Annotated in this window: 22 protein-coding genes; 19 read left to right on the top strand and 3 right to left on the bottom strand. The window is 31.9% G+C overall.

Annotated elements, in window-relative coordinates; translation table 11 throughout:
- Positions 1 to 93: 93 nt before the first annotated feature.
- Together gpmI and ACKTSU_RS12265 are read right to left on the bottom strand one after the other, a co-directional pair.
- Positions 94 to 1,611 carry a 2,3-bisphosphoglycerate-independent phosphoglycerate mutase gene (gene gpmI / locus ACKTSU_RS12270; RefSeq protein WP_408036719.1) on the bottom strand — a complete coding sequence of 506 codons (1,518 nt, stop codon included), beginning with the start codon at positions 1,609 to 1,611 and terminating at the stop codon, positions 94 to 96.
- 48 nt (positions 1,612 to 1,659) lie between these two features.
- Positions 1,660 to 1,929 (bottom strand): hypothetical protein, encoded by a 270-nt coding sequence (locus tag ACKTSU_RS12265; RefSeq protein ID WP_408036717.1) that lies wholly within the window; start codon positions 1,927 to 1,929, stop codon positions 1,660 to 1,662.
- 152 nt (positions 1,930 to 2,081) lie between these two features.
- Here ACKTSU_RS12265 and ACKTSU_RS12260 point away from each other — a divergent pair, with 152 nt between their 5' ends.
- Both ACKTSU_RS12260 and ACKTSU_RS12255 read left to right on the top strand, forming a co-directional pair.
- Positions 2,082 to 3,839 carry an aromatic amino acid hydroxylase gene (locus ACKTSU_RS12260; RefSeq protein ID WP_408036715.1) on the top strand — a complete coding sequence of 586 codons (1,758 nt, stop codon included), beginning with the start codon at positions 2,082 to 2,084 and terminating at the stop codon, positions 3,837 to 3,839.
- A 34-nt stretch (positions 3,840 to 3,873) separates the two neighbouring features.
- Complete coding sequence (locus tag ACKTSU_RS12255) at positions 3,874 to 4,158, top strand: rhodanese-like domain-containing protein (protein ID WP_274633326.1); 285 nt, start codon at positions 3,874 to 3,876, stop codon at positions 4,156 to 4,158.
- An 8-nt stretch (positions 4,159 to 4,166) separates the two neighbouring features.
- On the opposite strand, the gene ACKTSU_RS12250 is transcribed toward ACKTSU_RS12255, so the two are convergent.
- Positions 4,167 to 5,117, bottom strand: a complete 951-nt coding sequence (locus tag ACKTSU_RS12250; RefSeq protein WP_408036713.1) for a GSCFA domain-containing protein — start codon at positions 5,115 to 5,117, stop codon at positions 4,167 to 4,169.
- A gap of 112 nt (positions 5,118 to 5,229) precedes the next feature.
- Here ACKTSU_RS12250 and ACKTSU_RS12245 point away from each other — a divergent pair, with 112 nt between their 5' ends.
- The 17 genes from ACKTSU_RS12245 to ACKTSU_RS12165 all read left to right on the top strand — a co-directional run bounded on the left by ACKTSU_RS12245 (position 5,230) and on the right by ACKTSU_RS12165 (position 19,241).
- The gene (locus tag ACKTSU_RS12245; RefSeq protein ID WP_408036712.1) at positions 5,230 to 6,123 is read left to right on the top strand and encodes a MerR family transcriptional regulator; all 894 of its coding nucleotides are present in this window, start codon (positions 5,230 to 5,232) and stop codon (positions 6,121 to 6,123) included.
- 214 nt (positions 6,124 to 6,337) lie between these two features.
- Positions 6,338 to 7,297 (top strand): fasciclin domain-containing protein, encoded by a 960-nt coding sequence (locus tag ACKTSU_RS12240; protein WP_408036711.1) that lies wholly within the window; start codon positions 6,338 to 6,340, stop codon positions 7,295 to 7,297.
- 79 nt (positions 7,298 to 7,376) lie between these two features.
- Positions 7,377 to 8,858 (top strand): phytoene desaturase family protein, encoded by a 1,482-nt coding sequence (locus ACKTSU_RS12235; RefSeq protein WP_408036710.1) that lies wholly within the window; start codon positions 7,377 to 7,379, stop codon positions 8,856 to 8,858.
- Positions 8,842 to 9,684, top strand: a complete 843-nt coding sequence (locus ACKTSU_RS12230) for a phytoene/squalene synthase family protein (protein WP_408036709.1) — start codon at positions 8,842 to 8,844, stop codon at positions 9,682 to 9,684. Before ACKTSU_RS12235 ends, ACKTSU_RS12230 begins: the two co-directional genes overlap by 17 nt.
- Positions 9,681 to 10,127, top strand: coding sequence for a hypothetical protein (locus ACKTSU_RS12225; protein WP_408036707.1), 447 nt, complete (start codon positions 9,681 to 9,683; stop codon positions 10,125 to 10,127). Before ACKTSU_RS12230 ends, ACKTSU_RS12225 begins: the two co-directional genes overlap by 4 nt.
- Positions 10,124 to 10,579: a sterol desaturase family protein gene (locus ACKTSU_RS12220; protein ID WP_408036705.1), complete on the top strand. Its 456-nt coding sequence runs from the start codon at positions 10,124 to 10,126 to the stop codon at positions 10,577 to 10,579. Before ACKTSU_RS12225 ends, ACKTSU_RS12220 begins: the two co-directional genes overlap by 4 nt.
- Positions 10,576 to 11,268, top strand: coding sequence for a lycopene cyclase domain-containing protein (locus ACKTSU_RS12215; RefSeq protein ID WP_408036703.1), 693 nt, complete (start codon positions 10,576 to 10,578; stop codon positions 11,266 to 11,268). The genes ACKTSU_RS12220 and ACKTSU_RS12215 overlap by 4 nt, the downstream gene beginning before the upstream one ends.
- Positions 11,265 to 11,738, top strand: coding sequence for a TspO/MBR family protein (locus tag ACKTSU_RS12210; RefSeq protein WP_408026322.1), 474 nt, complete (start codon positions 11,265 to 11,267; stop codon positions 11,736 to 11,738). The genes ACKTSU_RS12215 and ACKTSU_RS12210 overlap by 4 nt, the downstream gene beginning before the upstream one ends.
- Before the next feature lie 3 nt (positions 11,739 to 11,741).
- Positions 11,742 to 12,395 carry a TetR family transcriptional regulator C-terminal domain-containing protein gene (locus tag ACKTSU_RS12205; RefSeq protein WP_408036701.1) on the top strand — a complete coding sequence of 218 codons (654 nt, stop codon included), beginning with the start codon at positions 11,742 to 11,744 and terminating at the stop codon, positions 12,393 to 12,395.
- Entirely contained in the window at positions 12,392 to 13,702 is a 1,311-nt protein-coding gene (locus ACKTSU_RS12200) for an ABC1 kinase family protein (protein ID WP_408036700.1), read from the top strand. Before ACKTSU_RS12205 ends, ACKTSU_RS12200 begins: the two co-directional genes overlap by 4 nt.
- Positions 13,702 to 14,316 (top strand): flavin reductase family protein, encoded by a 615-nt coding sequence (locus ACKTSU_RS12195; RefSeq protein ID WP_408036699.1) that lies wholly within the window; start codon positions 13,702 to 13,704, stop codon positions 14,314 to 14,316. Before ACKTSU_RS12200 ends, ACKTSU_RS12195 begins: the two co-directional genes overlap by 1 nt.
- The gene (locus ACKTSU_RS12190; RefSeq protein WP_408036697.1) at positions 14,313 to 15,731 is read left to right on the top strand and encodes an SDR family oxidoreductase; all 1,419 of its coding nucleotides are present in this window, start codon (positions 14,313 to 14,315) and stop codon (positions 15,729 to 15,731) included. The genes ACKTSU_RS12195 and ACKTSU_RS12190 overlap by 4 nt, the downstream gene beginning before the upstream one ends.
- A 2-nt stretch (positions 15,732 to 15,733) precedes the next feature.
- The gene (locus ACKTSU_RS12185) at positions 15,734 to 16,411 is read left to right on the top strand and encodes an SDR family NAD(P)-dependent oxidoreductase (RefSeq protein ID WP_408036696.1); all 678 of its coding nucleotides are present in this window, start codon (positions 15,734 to 15,736) and stop codon (positions 16,409 to 16,411) included.
- A 3-nt stretch (positions 16,412 to 16,414) separates the two neighbouring features.
- On the top strand, positions 16,415 to 16,936 hold the full coding sequence (locus ACKTSU_RS12180) for a CIA30 family protein (protein WP_408036695.1): 522 nt from the start codon (positions 16,415 to 16,417) through the stop codon (positions 16,934 to 16,936).
- Positions 16,937 to 16,964: 28 nt separating this feature from the next.
- On the top strand, positions 16,965 to 17,480 hold the full coding sequence (locus ACKTSU_RS12175) for a glutathione peroxidase (RefSeq protein WP_408036694.1): 516 nt from the start codon (positions 16,965 to 16,967) through the stop codon (positions 17,478 to 17,480).
- Entirely contained in the window at positions 17,480 to 17,965 is a 486-nt protein-coding gene (locus tag ACKTSU_RS12170; protein ID WP_408036693.1) for an SRPBCC family protein, read from the top strand. The genes ACKTSU_RS12175 and ACKTSU_RS12170 overlap by 1 nt, the downstream gene beginning before the upstream one ends.
- Positions 17,955 to 19,241: a cryptochrome/photolyase family protein gene (locus tag ACKTSU_RS12165; protein ID WP_408036691.1), complete on the top strand. Its 1,287-nt coding sequence runs from the start codon at positions 17,955 to 17,957 to the stop codon at positions 19,239 to 19,241. Before ACKTSU_RS12170 ends, ACKTSU_RS12165 begins: the two co-directional genes overlap by 11 nt.
- Positions 19,242 to 19,249 lie beyond the last annotated feature (8 nt).

The following is a 19,249-nucleotide window of genomic DNA, read 5'->3' as shown; positions in this document are numbered from 1 at the left end:
TTTTTATTGTTTTTTATAGGTCAGATGTAATTCGCCAATAATCTTTTCGGTTGGTGTCAACTTCTTGTTATGGCTCATTTCATAAGATATATTTTAAATAAGTGAATGTTGTGTCATTTCTTTAGGTTGTGCTACTCCCATAAGTTGTAAAATGGTCGGAGCAACATCGCCTAAAATACCACTTTTTATTGATTTTAATTCTTTGTCAATTAAAATCATAGGAACAGGATTGGTAGTGTGCGCTGTGTGTGGTGTTCCGTCTGGATTAATCATCGTTTCACAGTTTCCATGATCGGCAATTAAAATTGTTGTGTAATCGTTGTCTAATGCTGTAGTTACCACATCTTTTACACATGCGTCAACAGCTTCGCAAGCTTTTACAGCCGCATCAAAAACACCTGTGTGTCCAACCATGTCACCATTAGCAAAGTTTAAACAGACAAAATCCACATCGCCTTTTTGTAATTCAGGAACAATGGCATCACGAATATCATAAGCACTCATTTCTGGTTGTAAATCGTAGGTAGCTACTTTTGGTGATGGACATAACAAACGTTTTTCACCTTTAAACTCTTCTTCTCTTCCGCCAGAGAAAAAGAAAGTTACGTGCGGATATTTTTCTGTTTCAGCAATTCTAATTTGAGTTTTTCCTGCTGATTCTAATACTTCTCCTAATGTGTTTTCAATATTTTTTCCGTCGTAAACAACGTGGATGTTTTTAAAAGTGTCATCATAATTTGTTAAGGTAACAAAATACAATGGTAATTTTTTCATGTTAAATTCAGGAAAATCTTTCTGACTTAAGGCTTCGGTTAATTGACGGCCTCGGTCAGTTCTAAAATTGAAGAAGATAACAACGTCGTCTTCTTTAATGGTTGTTTTTGCTTGATTGTTTTCATCAACCATAATGATTGGTTTGATGAATTCATCGGTAACATTAGCGTCATAACTTTGTTGAATACTTGCTATAGCATCTGAAGAAAGTGAGCCTTTTCCGTTAACTAAAGCATCGTAAGCAAGCTGTACGCGTTCCCAACGATTATCGCGATCCATTGCATAGTAACGACCAGTGATTGTTGCCAACTCACCTGTGGTTTCTTGCATGTGCTCTTGAATATCGTTAATAAAATATTTTCCTGATTTTGGGTCGCAATCACGTCCGTCAGTAAAGGCATGTAAATACACATTCTTTAAACCATAGTTATCTGCTGCTGTTAGCAACCCTTTTAAATGATCTATATGAGAGTGGATTCCTCCGTTAGAAACCAACCCTAAAAAGTGAATGTTTTTGTTGTTTGCTTTCGCATATTCAAAAGCATTTACTAATTCGGCTTCTTTGGCAAGCGTCCCTTCTTTTACCGCTTTATTAATCTTAGCTAAATTCTGATACACAATTCTACCAGCACCCAAATTCATGTGGCCTACTTCCGAATTTCCCATTTGCCCTTCAGGTAAACCAACATGCTCACCATCAGTTCTTAATTGTGCATGCGGAAATTTATCGTATAAAGAATTTATAAAAGGAGTTTTAGCATTGTATATGGCCGAAACTTTTGGATCTTGGGTAATTCCCCAACCATCCAAAATCATAAGGATTACTTTCTTGTTCATTTGTTGTGTGTTACACTGCAAAAGTAAGAAAGATTTTTGGGGATTATTTTAAGAATTCATAAAAACAAACGTAGTATAAACTAAAATTATAAAGATTAAAAAGAATAGAATGCTGTTCTTAATAAGCTGACTTTTATTTTCTTTTAGTACTCGTTTTTTTAATTGAGTCAACTCTTTTTTACTAGCAGATTTTTTAAAGTGCAGCGTATCATTATTTTCTTTTTGAAGTCGTTCTAGCTTTTCAAAAGCACTTACTCTTTTTCTTTTGTTGTTTTTTAAACTGGTTATCATTGCTGATACTGATCCTCCAAAACCCATAGCAAATTGTTTTAACTGTTAAATATAGTAGGTTCTAATTTTATTTTAGAACCACTGTGCATAAGTAAATATAAGAAATTTAGAATTTAACGGATATCAATTTTTTGTAAACTATAAAAATCCTAAATTTACAGGGCAAAACAAACAACATTATGGAACCTCATTTTGAATTAAACGAAGTTACCAAAAAGCTACCCAAGCACTTACATAAATTCGTAGTAAAACAACCGTATGACGAGTATACTGCGCAAAACCAAGCCGTATGGCGTTATGTAATGCGAATGAATGTAGATTATCTTGGTAAAGTAGCGCATGCTTCGTATATAGATGGACTGAAAAAAACAGGAATTTCAGTTGAAAAAATTCCTCATATGGAAGGAATGAACCGTATTTTGAAAGAAATAGGTTGGGCGGCAGTTTCGGTAGATGGATTTATTCCGCCAAATGCTTTTATGGAATTTCAAGCATACAATGTACTGGTGATCGCATCAGATATGCGTACGATTGACCATATAGAATATACACCGGCACCTGATATTATTCACGAAGCAGCTGGTCATGCACCTATTATTGCAAATCCAGAATATGCAGAGTATTTACGTCGTTTTGGTGAAATAGGAGCTAAGGCAATTTCATCAGCAAAAGACTATGAAATGTACGAAGCTATTCGTTTATTATCTATTCTAAAGGAGGATCCAAATTCTACCCAAGAAGAGATTGATGAAGCGCAAGAGAAAGTAGAGTGGTTGCAAGATAATATGGGAGAACTTTCTGAAATGGCTCAGATTAGAAATCTTCACTGGTGGACAGTAGAGTATGGGTTGATCGGAACTCTTGAAAATCCGAAAATTTATGGAGCAGGATTGTTATCTTCAATAGGAGAGAGTAAATGGTGTATGAAAGATGAGGTAGAAAAAGTTCCATATACTTTAGATGCTGCTAATGTAAGCTTTGATATCACGAAGCCGCAACCTCAATTATTTGTAACGCCAGATTTTGCTCATTTAAGTTTAGTATTAGAGCAATTTGCTAATAAAATGGCTATACGAACAGGAGGATTGAAAGGAATTGAAAAACTAATTGATTCTAAAAATTTAGGAACAATCGAGTTAAGTACAGGGATTCAGGTATCAGGGGTTTTTACCAATGTAATAACTGATGAGAATAATAAAGCCATTTATGTACAAACAACAGGTCCTACTGCGTTAGCAAATAGAGATAAAGAGTTGATAGGTCACGGAACAAATTACCATGCAGAAGGTTTTGGAAGTCCGATAGGGAAGCTAAAAGGAATTAATATTCCGATAGAAAATATGAGTCCTCGTGATTTGAAAGCTTATGGCATTTATGAAGGAGAGCAGGTTGCTTTAGAGTTTGAAGGAGGAATAAAAGTAGAGGGAGAAGTAATTACAGGAACAAGAGATTTACGAGGTAGAATTTTATTGATATCTTTTAAAGACTGTACCGTAACTCATGGTGATACTATATTGTTTCATCCAGATTGGGGAGTGTATGATATGGCGGTTGGAGTTGATGTGGTTTCTGCTTTTGCAGGACCTGCAGATATAAACTCATTTGGTGATGTAGGAAAAGTGTCAGAAACAAAAACTCATAAGATTCAGTATTCAGAATCAGATAAAAAATTATATAGTTTGTATAATGAAGTGAGAATGATGAGAGAGGCTGGCACAGTTTCTGAGGAGAAAGTTCAGGGAATTTTCAATGAAGTAAGTTCTCAGTTTAAAAACGATTGGTTACTGCCTTTAGAATTGTTGGAGTTAGCCGTAATGAATAATTTTTCAATAAAAGATACGTTACGTAACTACCTTGAATCGATGAAAAGTAACAAGAGTTACACAACGTTAATTGAAAACGGCTTACTTTTGTTGGAAAATTACCAAGAAGCATAACATGGGATTATTTAATTTATTTAGAAAGAAAGATATGAGTAACGAAATACAGGAATATTTAGCTAAAGGAGCGGTAGTATTAGATGTAAGAACTTTAGCAGAATGGAATGAAGGGCATAGTGAAGGAGCTAAACACATCGTGTTAGCAACAATTCCTTTAAATGTTGATGAAATTAAATCGTGGAATAAACCAGTAATTGCAGTTTGTAGAAGTGGTGGTAGAAGCGGACAAGCAACTCAGTTTTTACAAAATCATGGAGTAGATGTAATTAACGGTGGTCCATGGCAAAATGTAGATCAATACTTAGTGAGTAAGTAATAAACGAACTAAAAATTCATAAAAGGAAATGCTTGTAAAAGTGTTTCCTTTTTTTGTTGTATTTTTTTTAAAAATAATTGATGCGCTTCAGAATTAGGATTGAAAGGTTTGTGCATTAATCCTTTTTGAATAGTTTCAACTTCTTTCATAGTTTCTATAGCTTCCTCGCTAAACCAAACTTCTGAGAATTTTTCCCAAATATAATCGATTGCTGTTTGGTTTGGGTGAATCATATCTTCAGCATAAAAACGATAATCACGCAATTCATCCATCATAATTTCATACGAGGGAAAATAGTAAGTATTATTTCTAGGTTCAACAGTTTGATGAATAGCCGAAAGTAAATGCGCTTTACTACGTTGGTTTTCTATAAATCCGTCTTTAATATGACGAACGGGTGAAACTGTATAAATAATTGTTGTTTCTGGATTTATAGATTTGACTAAAGAATTAATCGCTTCCAAACTTTCTAAAACTTCTTCAATAGTTAATAATTCTTTTAAAAATTTTTTCTGCGGAATTTTATGGCAGTTTGCAACCAATGCATCTGTAGCTATTTCACGATATACCCAAGCAGTTCCTAATGTAATAATTACGTGAGAAGTATTTTTTAATTGCTGGAACGTAGAGTTGATATTGGTATTAAGAGTATTTAATAATTCCTCTTTTGAGGTCGAACTCACTACCGAATGTGCATCAAAACAGTGCCAGCGTTCATTGTGAAAAAAGACATTGTTTTCGGTATACTTCTCTTCGTTGATGACTTTTGTAATGAAGGTTTCAATGGCTTTGGGATGAAATAAAATCCCGAAAGGGTTTTGTTGTGTTTGAAACTTGTAATACGACAATTTATTACCAATGTTTTCAGAAAAACAAGACCCTAACAATAACAGTTTAGAATTGTAATTAATTAAATGGTGTTTTTGTTTCTTTAAAGGAATATGAGTTTGAAAAATCATAGGTAAAATGTGAAAAATCTAATCAAAAATAGTGATAATATAGCTCAGAAGTAGAGGATTGATTTTTAATTTAAAGAAATTTGTATATTTGTTTAATAGAAAGCAAAAAGTATTGAACAATATTAAGTCGACATTTACGATTAAAGATCTAGAAAATATTTCAGGTATCAAAGCGCATACAATCCGTATTTGGGAGAAGCGCTATAATTTGTTGTCGCCTGAAAGAACAGATACTAATATTCGTTACTATTCTTCTGAGAATTTACAGAAACTTTTAAATGTTGTTTTGTTGAATCAAAACAATATCAAAATTTCTAAGATAGCAGAAATGTCTGATAATACTATTGTGTTAAAGGCTAGAGAGTTGGCTTTTAAAATGGCGGTAAATGATGAAGCTATAAATTCTTTTAAAATGGCAATGTTTCAGTTCGATAAAACATTGTTTAATAATACTTACAATAGTTTGTTGAAAAGAAAAACATTTAGAGAGATTTTTAAAGATGTTTTTGTCCCTTTTCTAAATCATATAGGGCTCTTGTGGCAAACTGACACTTTATTGCCGGCGCATGAGCATTTTATTTCAAACTTAATTGTTCAAAAAATACAAATCAATATAGAGAAGTTAGAGTATTCTAATAACAATTCAGAAGTTACTTATGTGTTGTTCTTGCCAGAAAATGAAGTGCACGAATTAGGTTTAATGTATCTAAATTATGAACTTATATTAAGGGGGTATAATACAATTTACTTAGGGCAGAGTTTGCCTTTAGATAATTTAGATTATTTTTTTAAAAGTAAAACAAAAATTTGTTTTGTTACTTCTATGACAGTCCAACCCTATGATGATAAGGTGCAAGAATATTTTTCAGAAATTGAAAGAGTGCTTATGAACACAGAACATGAGTTAATAGCAATAGGGAATAAAGCTATGGCTGTTGATAATGTTGGTTTTAAAGCAAAAATATCAGTTCATCCTTCTTTAAAAGAGTTCTTAAATAAATATTAAAAAATTTTAACCAATCAGTTTTTGTTTATTTATTTTTTGTTTTTATTAAACAAAAAATGTAATTTTGGATAATGTTTTGGTTTTCAAGGCATATTTTTTTAGTTAAACTTATTTTGTTTAACTATTTTTTTAAAAAAATAAACAAAGTCTATCGAAGCTGAAAAATAGACTATAAAAAGTAAAAAGAGTAAGCATTAATTTAAAGTGTGTAATTATGAAAATTAAGAATTTAACTTCATTGTTGTTTTTAGGTTTGTTTTTAAGTTTTGGTATGTTAACGTCATGTAGTGATGACTATGATCCGGTTGTAGAAAAACCAAAGTCTATAGTTGATATTGCGCTTGCAGATTCTAATCTAAGTATTCTAGTATCTGCTTTACAAAAGGCTGATTTAGTATCTGCTTTACAAGCCGAAGGATCTTTTACGGTTTTTGCACCTACAAACGCAGCATTTCAAGCGTTGTTAGATAGTAATGACTCATGGAGTTCTTTAGATGATATTCCGGTAGAAACATTAAAATCAGTGTTGTTGTTTCATGTGATAAGTGGAGAAGTAAAAGCAGCTGATTTATCCAATACGTATGTAAATACGTTGTCTACAGGTCCAAACGATGAGATGTTGTCATTGCAAGTGGAAGTTGATGGAGCTGTAGAATTTAATGGGGATTCAAAACCGATTACTACAGATATTATGGCTTCTAATGGGGTTATTCATACAATTGATAAGGTTATGTTACCTCCTAATCTAGTGACTTTAGCATTAAATAATAGTGGTTTTACTTCTTTAGTAGCAGCATTAACAGATGATCGTCATACTACGGATTTTGTTTCTTTATTAAGTCAAGAAGGATCTTATACAATATTCGCTCCTACAAATGATGCTTTTCAAGAATTGTTAGATAGTAATGATTCTTGGAATTCACTAGCTGATATTCCAATAGCAACAATAGAAGCAGTTTTAAAATACCATGTTTTTGTAGGAGGAAATGTACAATCAGATGAATTAACCGATAATCAGGAAATCACAATGTTTGATGGAAGCATAGTGACTGTTGATTTGACTAACGGAGCTAAGCTAGAAACAACTTCGGGGCAATCAGTAACAATATCTTTAACCGATGTACAAGGAACAAATGGGGTGGTTCACGTAGTGAGCAGTGTTCTTTTACCATAATATTTAGGTTAAACAGTTGATCGTGAGCGAGATTAATTTCTCGCTTATGATTGTTTTAATTATATTTATAAGAAAGATTTTGAAAAAAAGAGTATACATAATAGGTTCGGGTTTCTCTTCTTTATCGGCTTCGTGTTATTTAGCAAAAGCAGGATATAATGTGATCGTGCTAGAAAAAAATGCAACAATTGGAGGTAGAGCAAGACAGCTATTAAGAGATGGTTTTACTTTTGATATAGGTCCTACTTGGTATTGGATGCCAGATGTCTTTGAAAAGTTTTTTGCAGATTTTGGTAAAAAACCTTCAGATTATTACGAGTTAGAAAGATTAGATCCTGCTTATGAGGTATACTTTGGAGAGAAAGATTCAATTATAATTCCAGGAACATTAGATGAGATTTATGAGGTTTTTGAAAAAGAAGAAAAAGGAAGTTCAAAACACCTGAAGTCTTTTCTAAAATCAGCAAAATATAATTATGATGTTTCTATAAACGACTTAGTTTATAAACCAGGAGTTTCTCCTTTAGAATTGGTAACTCCAGTTACAATGGGGAAAATATTTCAGTTTTTTTCTACTATCAGACATGAAGTAAGAAAGAAAATTAAGAGTAAAAAGCTAATTCAAATATTAGAGTTTCCAGTGTTGTTTCTGGGGGCAAAACCAAGTAACACTCCAGCTTTTTATAATTTTATGAATTATGCCGATTTTGGCTTAGGTACATGGCATCCAAAAGGAGGAATGTACAAAGTTATTGAGGCTATGACAACTCTAGCTACTAGCTTAGGAGTAGAGTTTCAAACCAATGCAAATGTTGAAGAAATTGTAGTAAATGATAAAGGAGAAGTGATTGGGGTTGCGGTTGATGGAAAATTAATGGAATCTGATATAGTGTTAAGTGGAGCAGATTATCATCATACAGAAACTTTACTGCCTAAATATCTAAGACAATATTCAGAAAGTTATTGGGATAAAAAAACATTTGCACCTTCATCATTACTCTTTTATGTAGGGTTTGATAAGAAGTTAAAAAATGTATGTCATCACACATTATTTTTTGATACGGACTTCGATGTGCATGCAAAAACAATATATGATGTTCCTAGTTGGCCAAAAGAACCATTATTTTATGCGAGCTTTCCCTCTATTACAGATGGTTCTTTTGTGCCTAAAGGCAAAGAAGCAGCTACTTTTTTAATTCCGTTAGCTCCAGATTTAGAAGATACACCAGAGTTGAGAGAACACTATTTCGATGTTATAATAGGGAGGTTAGAAAAGTTAACAGGGCAATCAGTAAAAGAACATGTATTGTTTAAAGAAAGCTTTTGTGTTAATGATTTTGTGAAAGAGTATAATTCGTACAAAGGAAATGCTTATGGGCTAGCTAATATTTTAACACAAACAGCATTTTTAAGACCAAAAATAAAGAGTAAAAAAGTAAAGAATTTATTTTTTACAGGACAATTAACAGTGCCAGGACCAGGAGTTCCTCCGTCTTTAATTTCAGGAAAAATAGCTTCAGATTTAATTTTAAAAACGTACAAAGATGAAACAATTGTTTGATGAGGTTTCTTACGCTTGTAGTAAGTTGGTAACTCAAAAATATAGTACCTCATTTTCGTTAGCTACGAAGATGTTATCACCAAAAATACGTACAGATATTTATAATATTTACGGTTTTGTACGCTTTGCAGATGAAATAGTAGACTCCTTTCACGAATATGATAAGGAACAATTATTACTAAAATTTGAAAGAGATTATTATGAGTCTAAGAATAGAGGGATTAGCTTGAATCCTATTTTAAACTCTTTTATACACACTGTAAACAAGTATAAAATTTCTGATGATTTAGTACAGTCGTTTTTGAAAAGTATGAAAGCTGATTTGTACAAAACAGCATATACAACTACAGAAGAGTATAATGAATATATATATGGTTCGGCAGATGTTGTGGGGTTAATGTGTTTAAAGGTTTTTGTAAATGGAGATCAACAAAAATATGAGGAGTTAAAAGAGCCTGCAATGCGTTTAGGGTCAGCATTTCAAAAAGTAAATTTTTTAAGAGACTTAAAAGAAGATTTTAACGAATTGAATAGATCGTATTTTCCAAATATCAATTTTGGGGATTTAAGTGCGGAAGGAAAAAATACAATTATTAAAGAAATAGAAGACGATTTTGACTTTGCTTATAAAAACGGAATTTTAAAGTTACCAGTTGAAGCAAAGTTTGGAGTGTATATGGCATACAGATATTACAAAAAACTATTAAAAAAGCTAAAAGACACACCTTCAACAAAAATCATGGATACTAGAATTCGAATTTCAAACCCGATGAAAATTAATCTTCTAGCAAGAAGTTATGTAAGGTATAAATTGAACTTAATATGATTAAAAGTGGTATCTTAGGAGTACTGTTCTTTATATCGATTATAGGTTTCAATAATGCACCTGATTTTGTTATAGAATACCATGAATTAGCTACTAAAGAAGCAGAGTCGTCTTACATAAAAAAATATAAAAACAGTAAAGAAGTAAGTATACAAGCCTATGTAGTTTCTTTACAAATGAAACAGGCAAAATATAAAACAATGCCTTGGAGTAAACTAAAAGTTTTTAACACTAATAAAAACAAATTAGAAGAGTTGATTTTAAAGAATCCTAACAATGTTCATCTAAGATATATAAGGTTAGTAATACAAGAAAACACACCAGGTATTTTAGGGTATACATCTTCTATTAAAAAAGACAAACAGTTTTTAAAAGAAGTGCTTCAAAAAAAAGACAGTGTAAGTTATTTACATACATATATAATTAACAATACATCATTATGAATATAGCAATTTACATAGCAGTAACTACACTAACGTTTATTGTTATGGAAGGTGTTACTTGGTGCACACATAAATATGTGATGCACGGTTTTGGTTGGTATTTACATGAAGACCACCATCAACCAGGATATCCACATGTTTTTGAAAAAAACGATGCTTTTTTTGTGGTCTTTGCAATTCCTAGTATCTTATTATTTTACTTCGGAATTCGACCAGAGTTAAACTTTTTGTTCTTTATAGGTTTGGGAATATTATTTTATGGTATTGCCTATTTTTTGGTACATGATGTGTTAATTCACAGAAGGTTTAAGTGGTTTGACAAAACAAATAATCAATACTTAAAAGGGTTAAGAAAAGCCCATAAAATTCATCACAAGCATTTGGGAAAACATGACGGAGAATGTTTCGGAATGTTGTTTGTATCCTTTAAATATTTTAATAAAAGACAGTGAGTCAGTATTTATATCTAATATTAAATCTAGGCAGTTTAAGTATTCCGCTATTGTATAGTGTTTTTGAAAAAAAACTACATTTTATACAATATTTCAAACAAGCAGCGCTTAGTATTTTGTTAGTTGCCTTGTTTTTTTTAATCTGGGACAGTTGGTTTACGCAAATGGGAGTATGGGGATTTAATCCAGACTATCATTTGTCGCTAAAGCTACTCAATATGCCCATAGAAGAATGGATGTTTTTCTTCTGTATTCCATACGCGTGTTTGTTTACACATGAAGCGTTAAAGTTTTTATTTCCAAAGTTTAAAATGTCAAAATCAATGGCAGTAATTATAAGCTTTTTCCTCATTGTTTTAGTGAGTTTATTATTGATTTTTAACTTCGGAAAGTGGTATACTACAGTAAATTTTGTGCTGTTTTTACTATTGTTAGGTTATGCGTTAAAGAATCACTTAAGCACATTGCAAGAATACTACCCTAGTTTCTTGGTAATATTAGTTCCTTTCTTAATCGTTAATGGAATTTTAACAGGAAGCTTTATAGAAGAACCAGTTGTTTGGTATAACAATTCAGAAAACTTAGGATTTAGAATTTTCACCATACCCTTTGAAGACATTTTTTATGCATTTACAATGTTGTTTTCAGTACAGTTAATCTTCAATTCTTTAAAAAGAAAAAAAAATTGAAAGAAAATAAATACATACGATTTTTAATATTCCTAATAGCTAATTTTTCAGCTTTAGCTATTGGAGCTTGGTTAATGAACGAAGGGCCAAGAACAGATTGGTACTTGTCTTTAAATAAAGCTCCATGGACACCAGCAGGTTGGGTTTTTGGAGTGGCTTGGACAACCATTATGGTTTTGTTTTCTGTATACATGACAAAAGTGAGTTTTCAGTATGAGTTTTTAAATAAAAAGGTGCTCATTTTGTATATAGATCAGTGGGTTTTAAACGTAAGTTGGAACTATATTTTCTTTAATCAACATCTAACAAAACTAGGCTTAGTTGTAATCGCTTTATTATGGTTACTTATTGGTTATTTCACTTTTAAGTATGTAAAAAAAGTAAAGTGGTATACCCTATTTATACTTCCGTATTTAATATGGATGACGATTGCAACCAGTCTCAACGCATATATTGTATTAAACAATTAAACTATGGCAAAAAAAAAGAATATAACACAAGAAAAAATAATAGAATGGTACATGAATACGGTACTATCATCAGGTCAACCGAATTCAATATTTTCTTTTGCGAAAGAAAATAACTTTGAAGAAGCAGAATTTTATAAGCACTTTTCAAGCTTTGAAAGCTTAGAAAAAGCTGTTTTTGGAATTTTCGCTAAAGAAACCATTCATTTACTACACAAAACAGAAGCTTACAAAGATTATTCACCGAAAGATAAATTACTGAGCTTTTATTTTACCTTTTTTGAATTGTTGACAGTAAACAGGTCGTATGTGTTGGTACAGTTAAAAAGGATAAAAACAGATTTTTCGAAATTAAAAGTACTGCAAGAACTGCGTACTGAGTTTATTCATTTTGTAAATGAAATAAGCCTTGAAAAAATTGATTTTAAAAATGATAAAATCAACAAAATTCAAGATAAAACTATTGCAGAAGGGTATTGGATGCAATTATTGCTTATTCTAAGATTTTGGGTAGAAGACGAATCGCCAAACTTTGAGAAAACGGATCTTTTTATAGAGAAGTCAGTAAAGGCTAGTTTTGATATTCAACAAATAGCACCTGTAAAAAGTGTGATTGATTTAGCAAAATTTTTGTGGAAAGAAAAATCACCAATGACATGAAAACCTTAAACAAAATACCTACGTCAAAAATAGAACGAGCTACGAAGTTAGTTTCAACAGGAGTAAAAGTTGGTGTAAATTATGCTAAATACTACGGAAATAAAATCACCAAATCAGAAGAAGAAGCAAAAAAACAGCTCAACGAAGATAATGCTACTGATATTTACGATGGATTAAAAGAATTAAAAGGATCAGCATTAAAAGTAGCACAAATGCTAAGCATGGAAAAAAATATTTTACCCAATGCTTATGTAGAAAAGTTTTCATTATCACAGTTTTCAGTTCCGCCATTGTCGGGGCCTTTAGTAACCAAAACATTTAAAAAATACTTCAACAAAACACCGAACGAAGTTTTTGATACGTTTGTAGCAGAATCTGTAAATGCAGCAAGCATAGGGCAAGTTCATAAAGCCACAAAAGAAGGAAAAGAACTAGCTGTAAAAATTCAATATCCTGGAGTTGCTGATAGTATTTCGACCGATTTGGCAATGGTGAAACCTATTGCGATGAAAATGTTTAATATTAAAGGTGAAGGCTCAGATGAATACTTTAAAGAAGTTGAAGAAAAGCTTTTGGAAGAAACTAATTATGAATTAGAGCTAGCTCAGAGTAATGAAATTGCTGATGCATGTAAACATATTCCAAATTTAAAATTTCCAAGCTACTATCCAGACTTGTCGTCAGATAGAATTTTAACGATGGACTGGATGGATGGGGTTCACTTGTCAGAATTTACTAAAGAAGAACAAACTGAAGACGTTGCAAATAAACTAGGACAAGCTTTGTGGGACTTTTACATGTATCAAATGCACAAACTAAAAAAAGTACATGCAGATCCGCATCCAGGGAATTTTTTAGTATCCAAATCAAATGAATTGATTGTTATAGATTTTGGATGTATGAAAGAAGTTCCTGAAAGTTTTTATGTGCCTTATTTCGAACTAGCGAAAAGAGATAATATAGATAATCCAGCTTTTTTTGAAAGTAAACTCTATGAATTAGAAATCTTAAGAAAAGACGATACGCCTGAAGAAATTACATTTTTTAAAGCATTGTTTTATGAAATGCTATCGCTTTTTACACAACCTTTTCAGCAAGAAGAATTTGATTTTTCAGATGAGGAGTTCTTCCGGAAGATAGCAGATTTAGGTCAGAAATATGCTAAAAGTACCGAGCTTAAAAAAATGAATGGAAATAGAGGTTCAAAACACTTTATTTATATCAATCGAACATTTTTTGGTTTGTATAACTTAATGCATGACTTAAAAGCAAACAAAGTAAAAATCAATAATTTTAACACAATATAATGCACATTACACGTCAACAAATAGACGAGTTTCCTCATCTGTATAAAATAAATTTGATGAATAGCATTTCTGGTTATAAACCAGCAAACCTTATTGCAACAAAATCTAATGATAACATAACCAATGTTGCAGTTTTTAGTTCGGTAGTGCATTATGGTTCAAGCCCAGCAATTTTAGGGTTTGTACTACGTCCTACAACCGTTATAAGGAATACGTATAACAATATAAAAGAAACAGGATATTATACAATCAATGCTATTAATGAAGCAATAATTGAGGAAGCGCATCATACCTCAGCTAAATATCCTTCGGAAATTTCAGAATTTGATAAAACAGCATTGTCAGAAGAGTTTAAGAATGATTTTTATGCTCCTTTTGTAGCGGAATCACCTTTACAAATAGGAATGAAGTTTTTAGAAGAGCATCATATAAAAGTCAACGGAACTATTTTAGTGTTAGGCGAAGTAACTGATTTGTATTTTAAAGACTCTATGTTGTCAGAAGATGGTTTGTTAAACTTATCTACTGAAAAAGTAGCTGCCATTAATGGATTAGATACTTATATAGTTGCAGAAAACTATACAAGATTATCATATCAAAGACCAAAGGAATGAAAATCTTAGTTACAGGCACAACAGGTTATATAGGAAAACGATTAATTGTTAGATTACTAGAAAGTAATCACCAGTTAGTTTGTTGTGTTCGTGATTTAGATAGAATACCAGATGAGTTTGAAAACAATCCGAATGTTACTTTTATAAAAGTAGATTTTTTAAATATAGAAAATACAAGTTTTCCTAAAGATATCGATGCTGCGTATTATTTAATACATTCGATGGCTACGACATCAGAAAATTTTGAAAACTTAGAGTTAACCTGTGCAGAGAACTTTAAAAGTTTGATAGAGCCTACCAACTGTAAACAAGTTGTATACTTAAGCGGAATTGTAAATGATAATTCATTATCTAAACATTTACAGTCAAGATACGAAGTAGAAAAAAAGCTACAATCAAACAGTTATGCATTAACAACTTTTAGAGCAGGAATTATTGTAGGAAGCGGAAGTGCTTCTTTTGAAATTATAAGAGACATTGTAGAAAAACTTCCAGTAATGGTAACTCCTAAATGGCTAAAAACAAAAACACAACCTATTGCGGTTAGAGACGTATTAGCTTTTTTAGAAAATAGTTTACAGGTTAAAGAAACACACAATAAATCTTTTGATATCTGCGGTCCTGAAATATTAACCTATAAAGAAATGTTATTGCAGTTTGCTGAGGTAAGAGGTTTTAAAAGATATATTTACACACTCCCAGTTTTAACACCAAAGCTGTCTTCCTATTGGTTGTATTTTGTAACATCAACCTCTTTTAACCTGGCGCAAGCCCTAGTGGATAGTATGAAGGTTGAAGTAATAGCAAAATCAAGTAACATTAATACGTTACTTAATGTAGCGCCAATAACCTATAAAGAAGCGGTAGCATTAGCTTTTCAAAAAATAGAGCAAAACGAAGTGATATCTAGTTGGAAGGATGCTATGAGTAGTGGTGTTTTTCATGACCAACTAGCAAAACATATTCAAATACCTCAATACGGATGTTTTAAAGATATTAGAGTTAGAGAAGTGCAAAATGAAAAAGAGACACTACATAAAATTTGGAGTATAGGAGGAGAAACAGGATGGTATAAATTCAATTTTCTTTGGAAGATAAGAGGATATGTAGATAAACTTTTTGGAGGTGTAGGTTTAAGAAGAGGAAGAAGGCACCCAACAGAATTAGAACCAGGAGACCCTCTCGATTTTTGGAGAGTATTGTTAGCAGATAAAAAGAATAAGCGATTGATTTTATTTGCTGAAATGAAACTACCTGGAGAAGCGTGGTTAGAGTTTAAAATAGTAAAAGGCAAATTATATCAAAGAGCAGTTTTTAGACCTAAAGGAATTTGGGGAAGAATGTACTGGTATGCCGTTTTACCTTTTCACGCATTTGTATTTAAAGGAATGATTAATCATTTAATAAAAGCGTAAGTATGAAAACAATTGTAGTAGTAGGAGGAAGTAGCGGTATAGGAGAAGCTATTATTAATAAATTAAAAGATTCACACAAAATTATTAATATTAGTAGGACAGTACCAGTTACTCATGAAAATATAAAACATTACACATGTGATGTAACCAAAGAAGAACTTCCAGAATTAGAAGAAGTTCACGGATTAGTTTATTGTCCTGGAAGTATCAATCTAAAATCCTTTTCAAGATTAAAATTAGAAGACTTTCAATCCGATTTAGAGATCAACGTTCTTGGAGCAATTAAAACGTTGAAAGCTTATGAAAGCTCGCTTACTCAAAATAATGGAAGTGTAGTGTTGTTTAGTACGGTAGCTTCGTTTTTAGGAATGCCTTTTCATGCAAGCATTGCAACAAGTAAATCGGCAATAGAAGGACTTACAAAATCGCTAGCGGCAGAATATGCAACTAAAATCCGATTCAATGCAATTGCTCCCACGGTAACAGATACACCTTTGGCAGCTCGTTTGTTACGAAATGAAAAACAACAAGAAAGTTTACAAAATAGGCATCCGCTAAAAAAATATTTAAAAGCAGAAGAAGTAGCAAGTTTAGCCACTTATTTATTGTCTGACGAAGCGTCAGCAATTACTGGACAAATAATTCCCATTGATGCAGGAATTGTAAGTGTAAAAATGTAGAAAATGAAATGGTTTTTAATTCTAAGTTTTCTTATGTGTTTGAATGATGAAATTATAATTTTTGATAAAGACAACAACACACAAAAGTGGTATATCACTAACGATACTGTAATGGGCGGTATTTCTAATTCATCCGTTAAGATTAATAATGAAGGAAGTCTTGTTTTCTCAGGAAGAGTTTCAACTGAGAATAATGGTGGATTTGCTATGACGAAAATGCCAATAGCCATAAACTTAAACAAACACTCAAAGGTTGTATTAAGAGTAAAAGGAGATGATAAGCAATATCAATTACGATTAAAGTCAGACGAATCTCAACGTTATTCATATGTGCAAGCATTCAGAACCAACACACAAGAGCAAGAAATAATATTACCACTAAAAGGATTTTACCCCGCTTTTAGAGGTAGAAAGTTAAGCTTTGGTAATTTTTCTGCAAACCAAATAAAAGAAGTAGCAATTTTAATAGGAAATAAAAAAGACGAAGATTTTTCGTTAGAAATCATAAAAATAGCAATTCAATAAAATGAACACAGTAAAAATATTTTTAATTATGGCATTATTTAGTTTTTCAGGTAAAGCACAAACAGTGGAGCCTAAAGAATCGTTGTACGATATAAAAATTGAGGGAATTGATGGAAAAAACTTAGACCTTAATCAATTTAAAGGAAAGAAAATACTATTTGTAAATGTAGCTTCAAAATGTGGTTTTACAAATCAGTATGAAGGTTTACAAGAGCTGTACTCAAAACACAAAGATAAGTTAGTAATTGTAGGTTTACCATGTAATCAATTTGGAGGCCAAGAGCCAGGAACAATAAAAGAAATTCAATCGTTTTGTAGTGTAACTTATGGAGTAGATTTTCCTATGACAGAAAAAATTGAGGTTAAAGGAGAAAATCAACACCCCTTATATCAATGGTTAACACAAAAAGAGAAAAATGGAAAAATGAGTTCTTCAGTAAAATGGAATTTTCAAAAATACTTGGTAGATGAAGAAGGAAGGCTAATTGATGTTTTTTATTCAATAACAAAGCCAATGAGCAAGAAAATAACCAAATTGTTATAATGATTCACTTTAAAAAGCATTCAGGAATTTATACCTTATCCACCGAGCAAATATTAAACGTTCCGTTAGAAAAAGCGTGGGGTTTTTTCAGTGCTCCAGAAAATTTGCAAAAAATAACACCGTCACATATGGGGTTTCAAATTACTTCTGATATTGATAAAAAAGCCTATGCGGGGCAAATTATCACGTACAAAGTAGGAATCCTACCTGGGGTAAAATCAAATTGGGTAACAGAAATTACGCAAGTAAATGAACAACAGTTTTTTATAGATGAACAGCGATTTGGCCCTTATAGTATGTGGCATCACGAACACTGGTTTGAAGAGTTGCCAAATGGAAAAACATTGATGAAAGATAAAATATCATACAAAATACCTTTTGGTTTTTTAGGACACATAGCCCAGTCAATCTTTATAAAAAGGCAGTTAAAAGGAATTTTTGAACATCGTTATAGTACGTTAGAAAAACTATTTAATGGAAAATAAAGTATCGATTTTTTGGTTTCGTCGAGACTTACGTTTAGAAGATAATAAAGGGTTGCATGAAGCACTGCAATCAGGTAATAAAGTAGTTCCGTTATTTATTTTTGATGAAGATATTTTAGAAAGCCTTCCTAAAAATGATGCACGAGTAACTTTTATTCACGAAACCTTACAAAACCTAGATGAAGAGCTGAAAAAACATCAATCTTCTCTAGTAGTTAAAAAAGGAAAACCGTTAGAAGTTTGGAAAAAACTAACTGAAGAATATATAATTGAAGAAGTTTACACAAATAAAGATTACGAACCTTATGCCATTAAAAGAGATAAGGAAGTAGAAGACTTTTTAGTATCAAAAGGAATAACATTTAATGCTTTTAAAGATCAAGTAACTTTTGAAGAAAACGAAGTTTTAAAAAACGACGGAACTCCATATACAGTTTTTACTCCGTATAAGAATAAATGGTTGCAAAACTTCTCTGAAAAGAGAGATACACATGAGTTTGTGATAGACTTTGCTAATTTTTATCAGTTTTTATCTGAATTTCCATCATTAGCTTCCATAGGTTTTGAAGAAAGTACGATTAAAGTAAAACCATATAACCTATCTAATTTAGAGGTGTATGATGAGGTGAGAGATTTTCCTGCTAAAGATAAAACTTCGTATTTATCACCTTATTTACGTTTCGGGTTGGTAAGTACTCGAAAAATGATTCGTTTTGCTTTAAAAACCAACCAAACTTTTTTAAGTGAGCTGATTTGGCGTGAGTTTTTCATGCAGATTTTATATCATTTCCCGAAAGTAGTTACTCAGAATTTCAAGCAAAAGTACGATGCTGTTCCTTGGAGAAATAACGAAGAAGAGTTTAAAAAATGGTGTGAAGGTAAAACAGGGTATCCGATGGTTGATGCAGGGATACGAGAGTTAAATGAAACTGGATATATGCATAACAGGGTACGAATGATTACAGCAGGTTTTTTATGCAAGCATTTATTGATTGATTGGCGCTGGGGAGAAGCGTACTTTGCAGAAAAGCTGTTGGATTATGATCTTTCAGCAAATAACGGAAATTGGCAATGGGCAGCAGGTACAGGTTGCGATGCGGCTCCGTATTTTAGAGTGTTTAACCCAGAATCTCAATTAAAAAAGTTTGATAAAGATTTACAATATGTTAGAAAATGGGTGAAAGATTTTGATGAACTAACCTACCCACAACCTATAGTAGAGCATAAGTTTGCTAGAGAACGAGCGATTAATACGTATAAAAAAGCATTAGAATAAAAAAAGGT

The sequence above is a fragment of the Tenacibaculum aestuarii genome (assembly GCF_964510395.1).
Lineage (GTDB): Bacteria > Bacteroidota > Bacteroidia > Flavobacteriales > Flavobacteriaceae > Polaribacter > Polaribacter aestuarii.
The sequence above is the reverse complement of the archived record's forward strand: the minus strand, read 5'-3'. Positions and strand labels throughout refer to the sequence as shown.

Bases quoted from the DNA above. Each gene is read 5' to 3' on its own strand.
- gpmI (WP_408036719.1), bottom strand. From the start codon at position 1,611: ATGAACAAGAAAGTAATCCTTATGATTTTGGATGGTTGGGGAATTACC.
- ACKTSU_RS12265 (WP_408036717.1), bottom strand. From the start codon at position 1,929: ATGGGTTTTGGAGGATCAGTATCAGCAATGATAACCAGTTTAAAAAAC.
- ACKTSU_RS12260 (WP_408036715.1), top strand. From the start codon at position 2,082: ATGGAACCTCATTTTGAATTAAACGAAGTTACCAAAAAGCTACCCAAG.
- ACKTSU_RS12255 (WP_274633326.1), top strand. From the start codon at position 3,874: ATGAGTAACGAAATACAGGAATATTTAGCTAAAGGAGCGGTAGTATTA.
- ACKTSU_RS12250 (WP_408036713.1), bottom strand. From the start codon at position 5,117: ATGATTTTTCAAACTCATATTCCTTTAAAGAAACAAAAACACCATTTA.
- ACKTSU_RS12240 (WP_408036711.1), top strand. From the start codon at position 6,338: ATGAAAATTAAGAATTTAACTTCATTGTTGTTTTTAGGTTTGTTTTTA.
- ACKTSU_RS12230 (WP_408036709.1), top strand. From the start codon at position 8,842: ATGAAACAATTGTTTGATGAGGTTTCTTACGCTTGTAGTAAGTTGGTA.
- ACKTSU_RS12225 (WP_408036707.1), top strand. From the start codon at position 9,681: ATGATTAAAAGTGGTATCTTAGGAGTACTGTTCTTTATATCGATTATA.
- ACKTSU_RS12220 (WP_408036705.1), top strand. From the start codon at position 10,124: ATGAATATAGCAATTTACATAGCAGTAACTACACTAACGTTTATTGTT.
- ACKTSU_RS12205 (WP_408036701.1), top strand. From the start codon at position 11,742: ATGGCAAAAAAAAAGAATATAACACAAGAAAAAATAATAGAATGGTAC.
- ACKTSU_RS12200 (WP_408036700.1), top strand. From the start codon at position 12,392: ATGAAAACCTTAAACAAAATACCTACGTCAAAAATAGAACGAGCTACG.
- ACKTSU_RS12195 (WP_408036699.1), top strand. From the start codon at position 13,702: ATGCACATTACACGTCAACAAATAGACGAGTTTCCTCATCTGTATAAA.
- ACKTSU_RS12190 (WP_408036697.1), top strand. From the start codon at position 14,313: ATGAAAATCTTAGTTACAGGCACAACAGGTTATATAGGAAAACGATTA.
- ACKTSU_RS12185 (WP_408036696.1), top strand. From the start codon at position 15,734: ATGAAAACAATTGTAGTAGTAGGAGGAAGTAGCGGTATAGGAGAAGCT.
- ACKTSU_RS12180 (WP_408036695.1), top strand. From the start codon at position 16,415: ATGAAATGGTTTTTAATTCTAAGTTTTCTTATGTGTTTGAATGATGAA.
- ACKTSU_RS12175 (WP_408036694.1), top strand. From the start codon at position 16,965: ATGGCATTATTTAGTTTTTCAGGTAAAGCACAAACAGTGGAGCCTAAA.
- ACKTSU_RS12170 (WP_408036693.1), top strand. From the start codon at position 17,480: ATGATTCACTTTAAAAAGCATTCAGGAATTTATACCTTATCCACCGAG.
- ACKTSU_RS12165 (WP_408036691.1), top strand. From the start codon at position 17,955: ATGGAAAATAAAGTATCGATTTTTTGGTTTCGTCGAGACTTACGTTTA.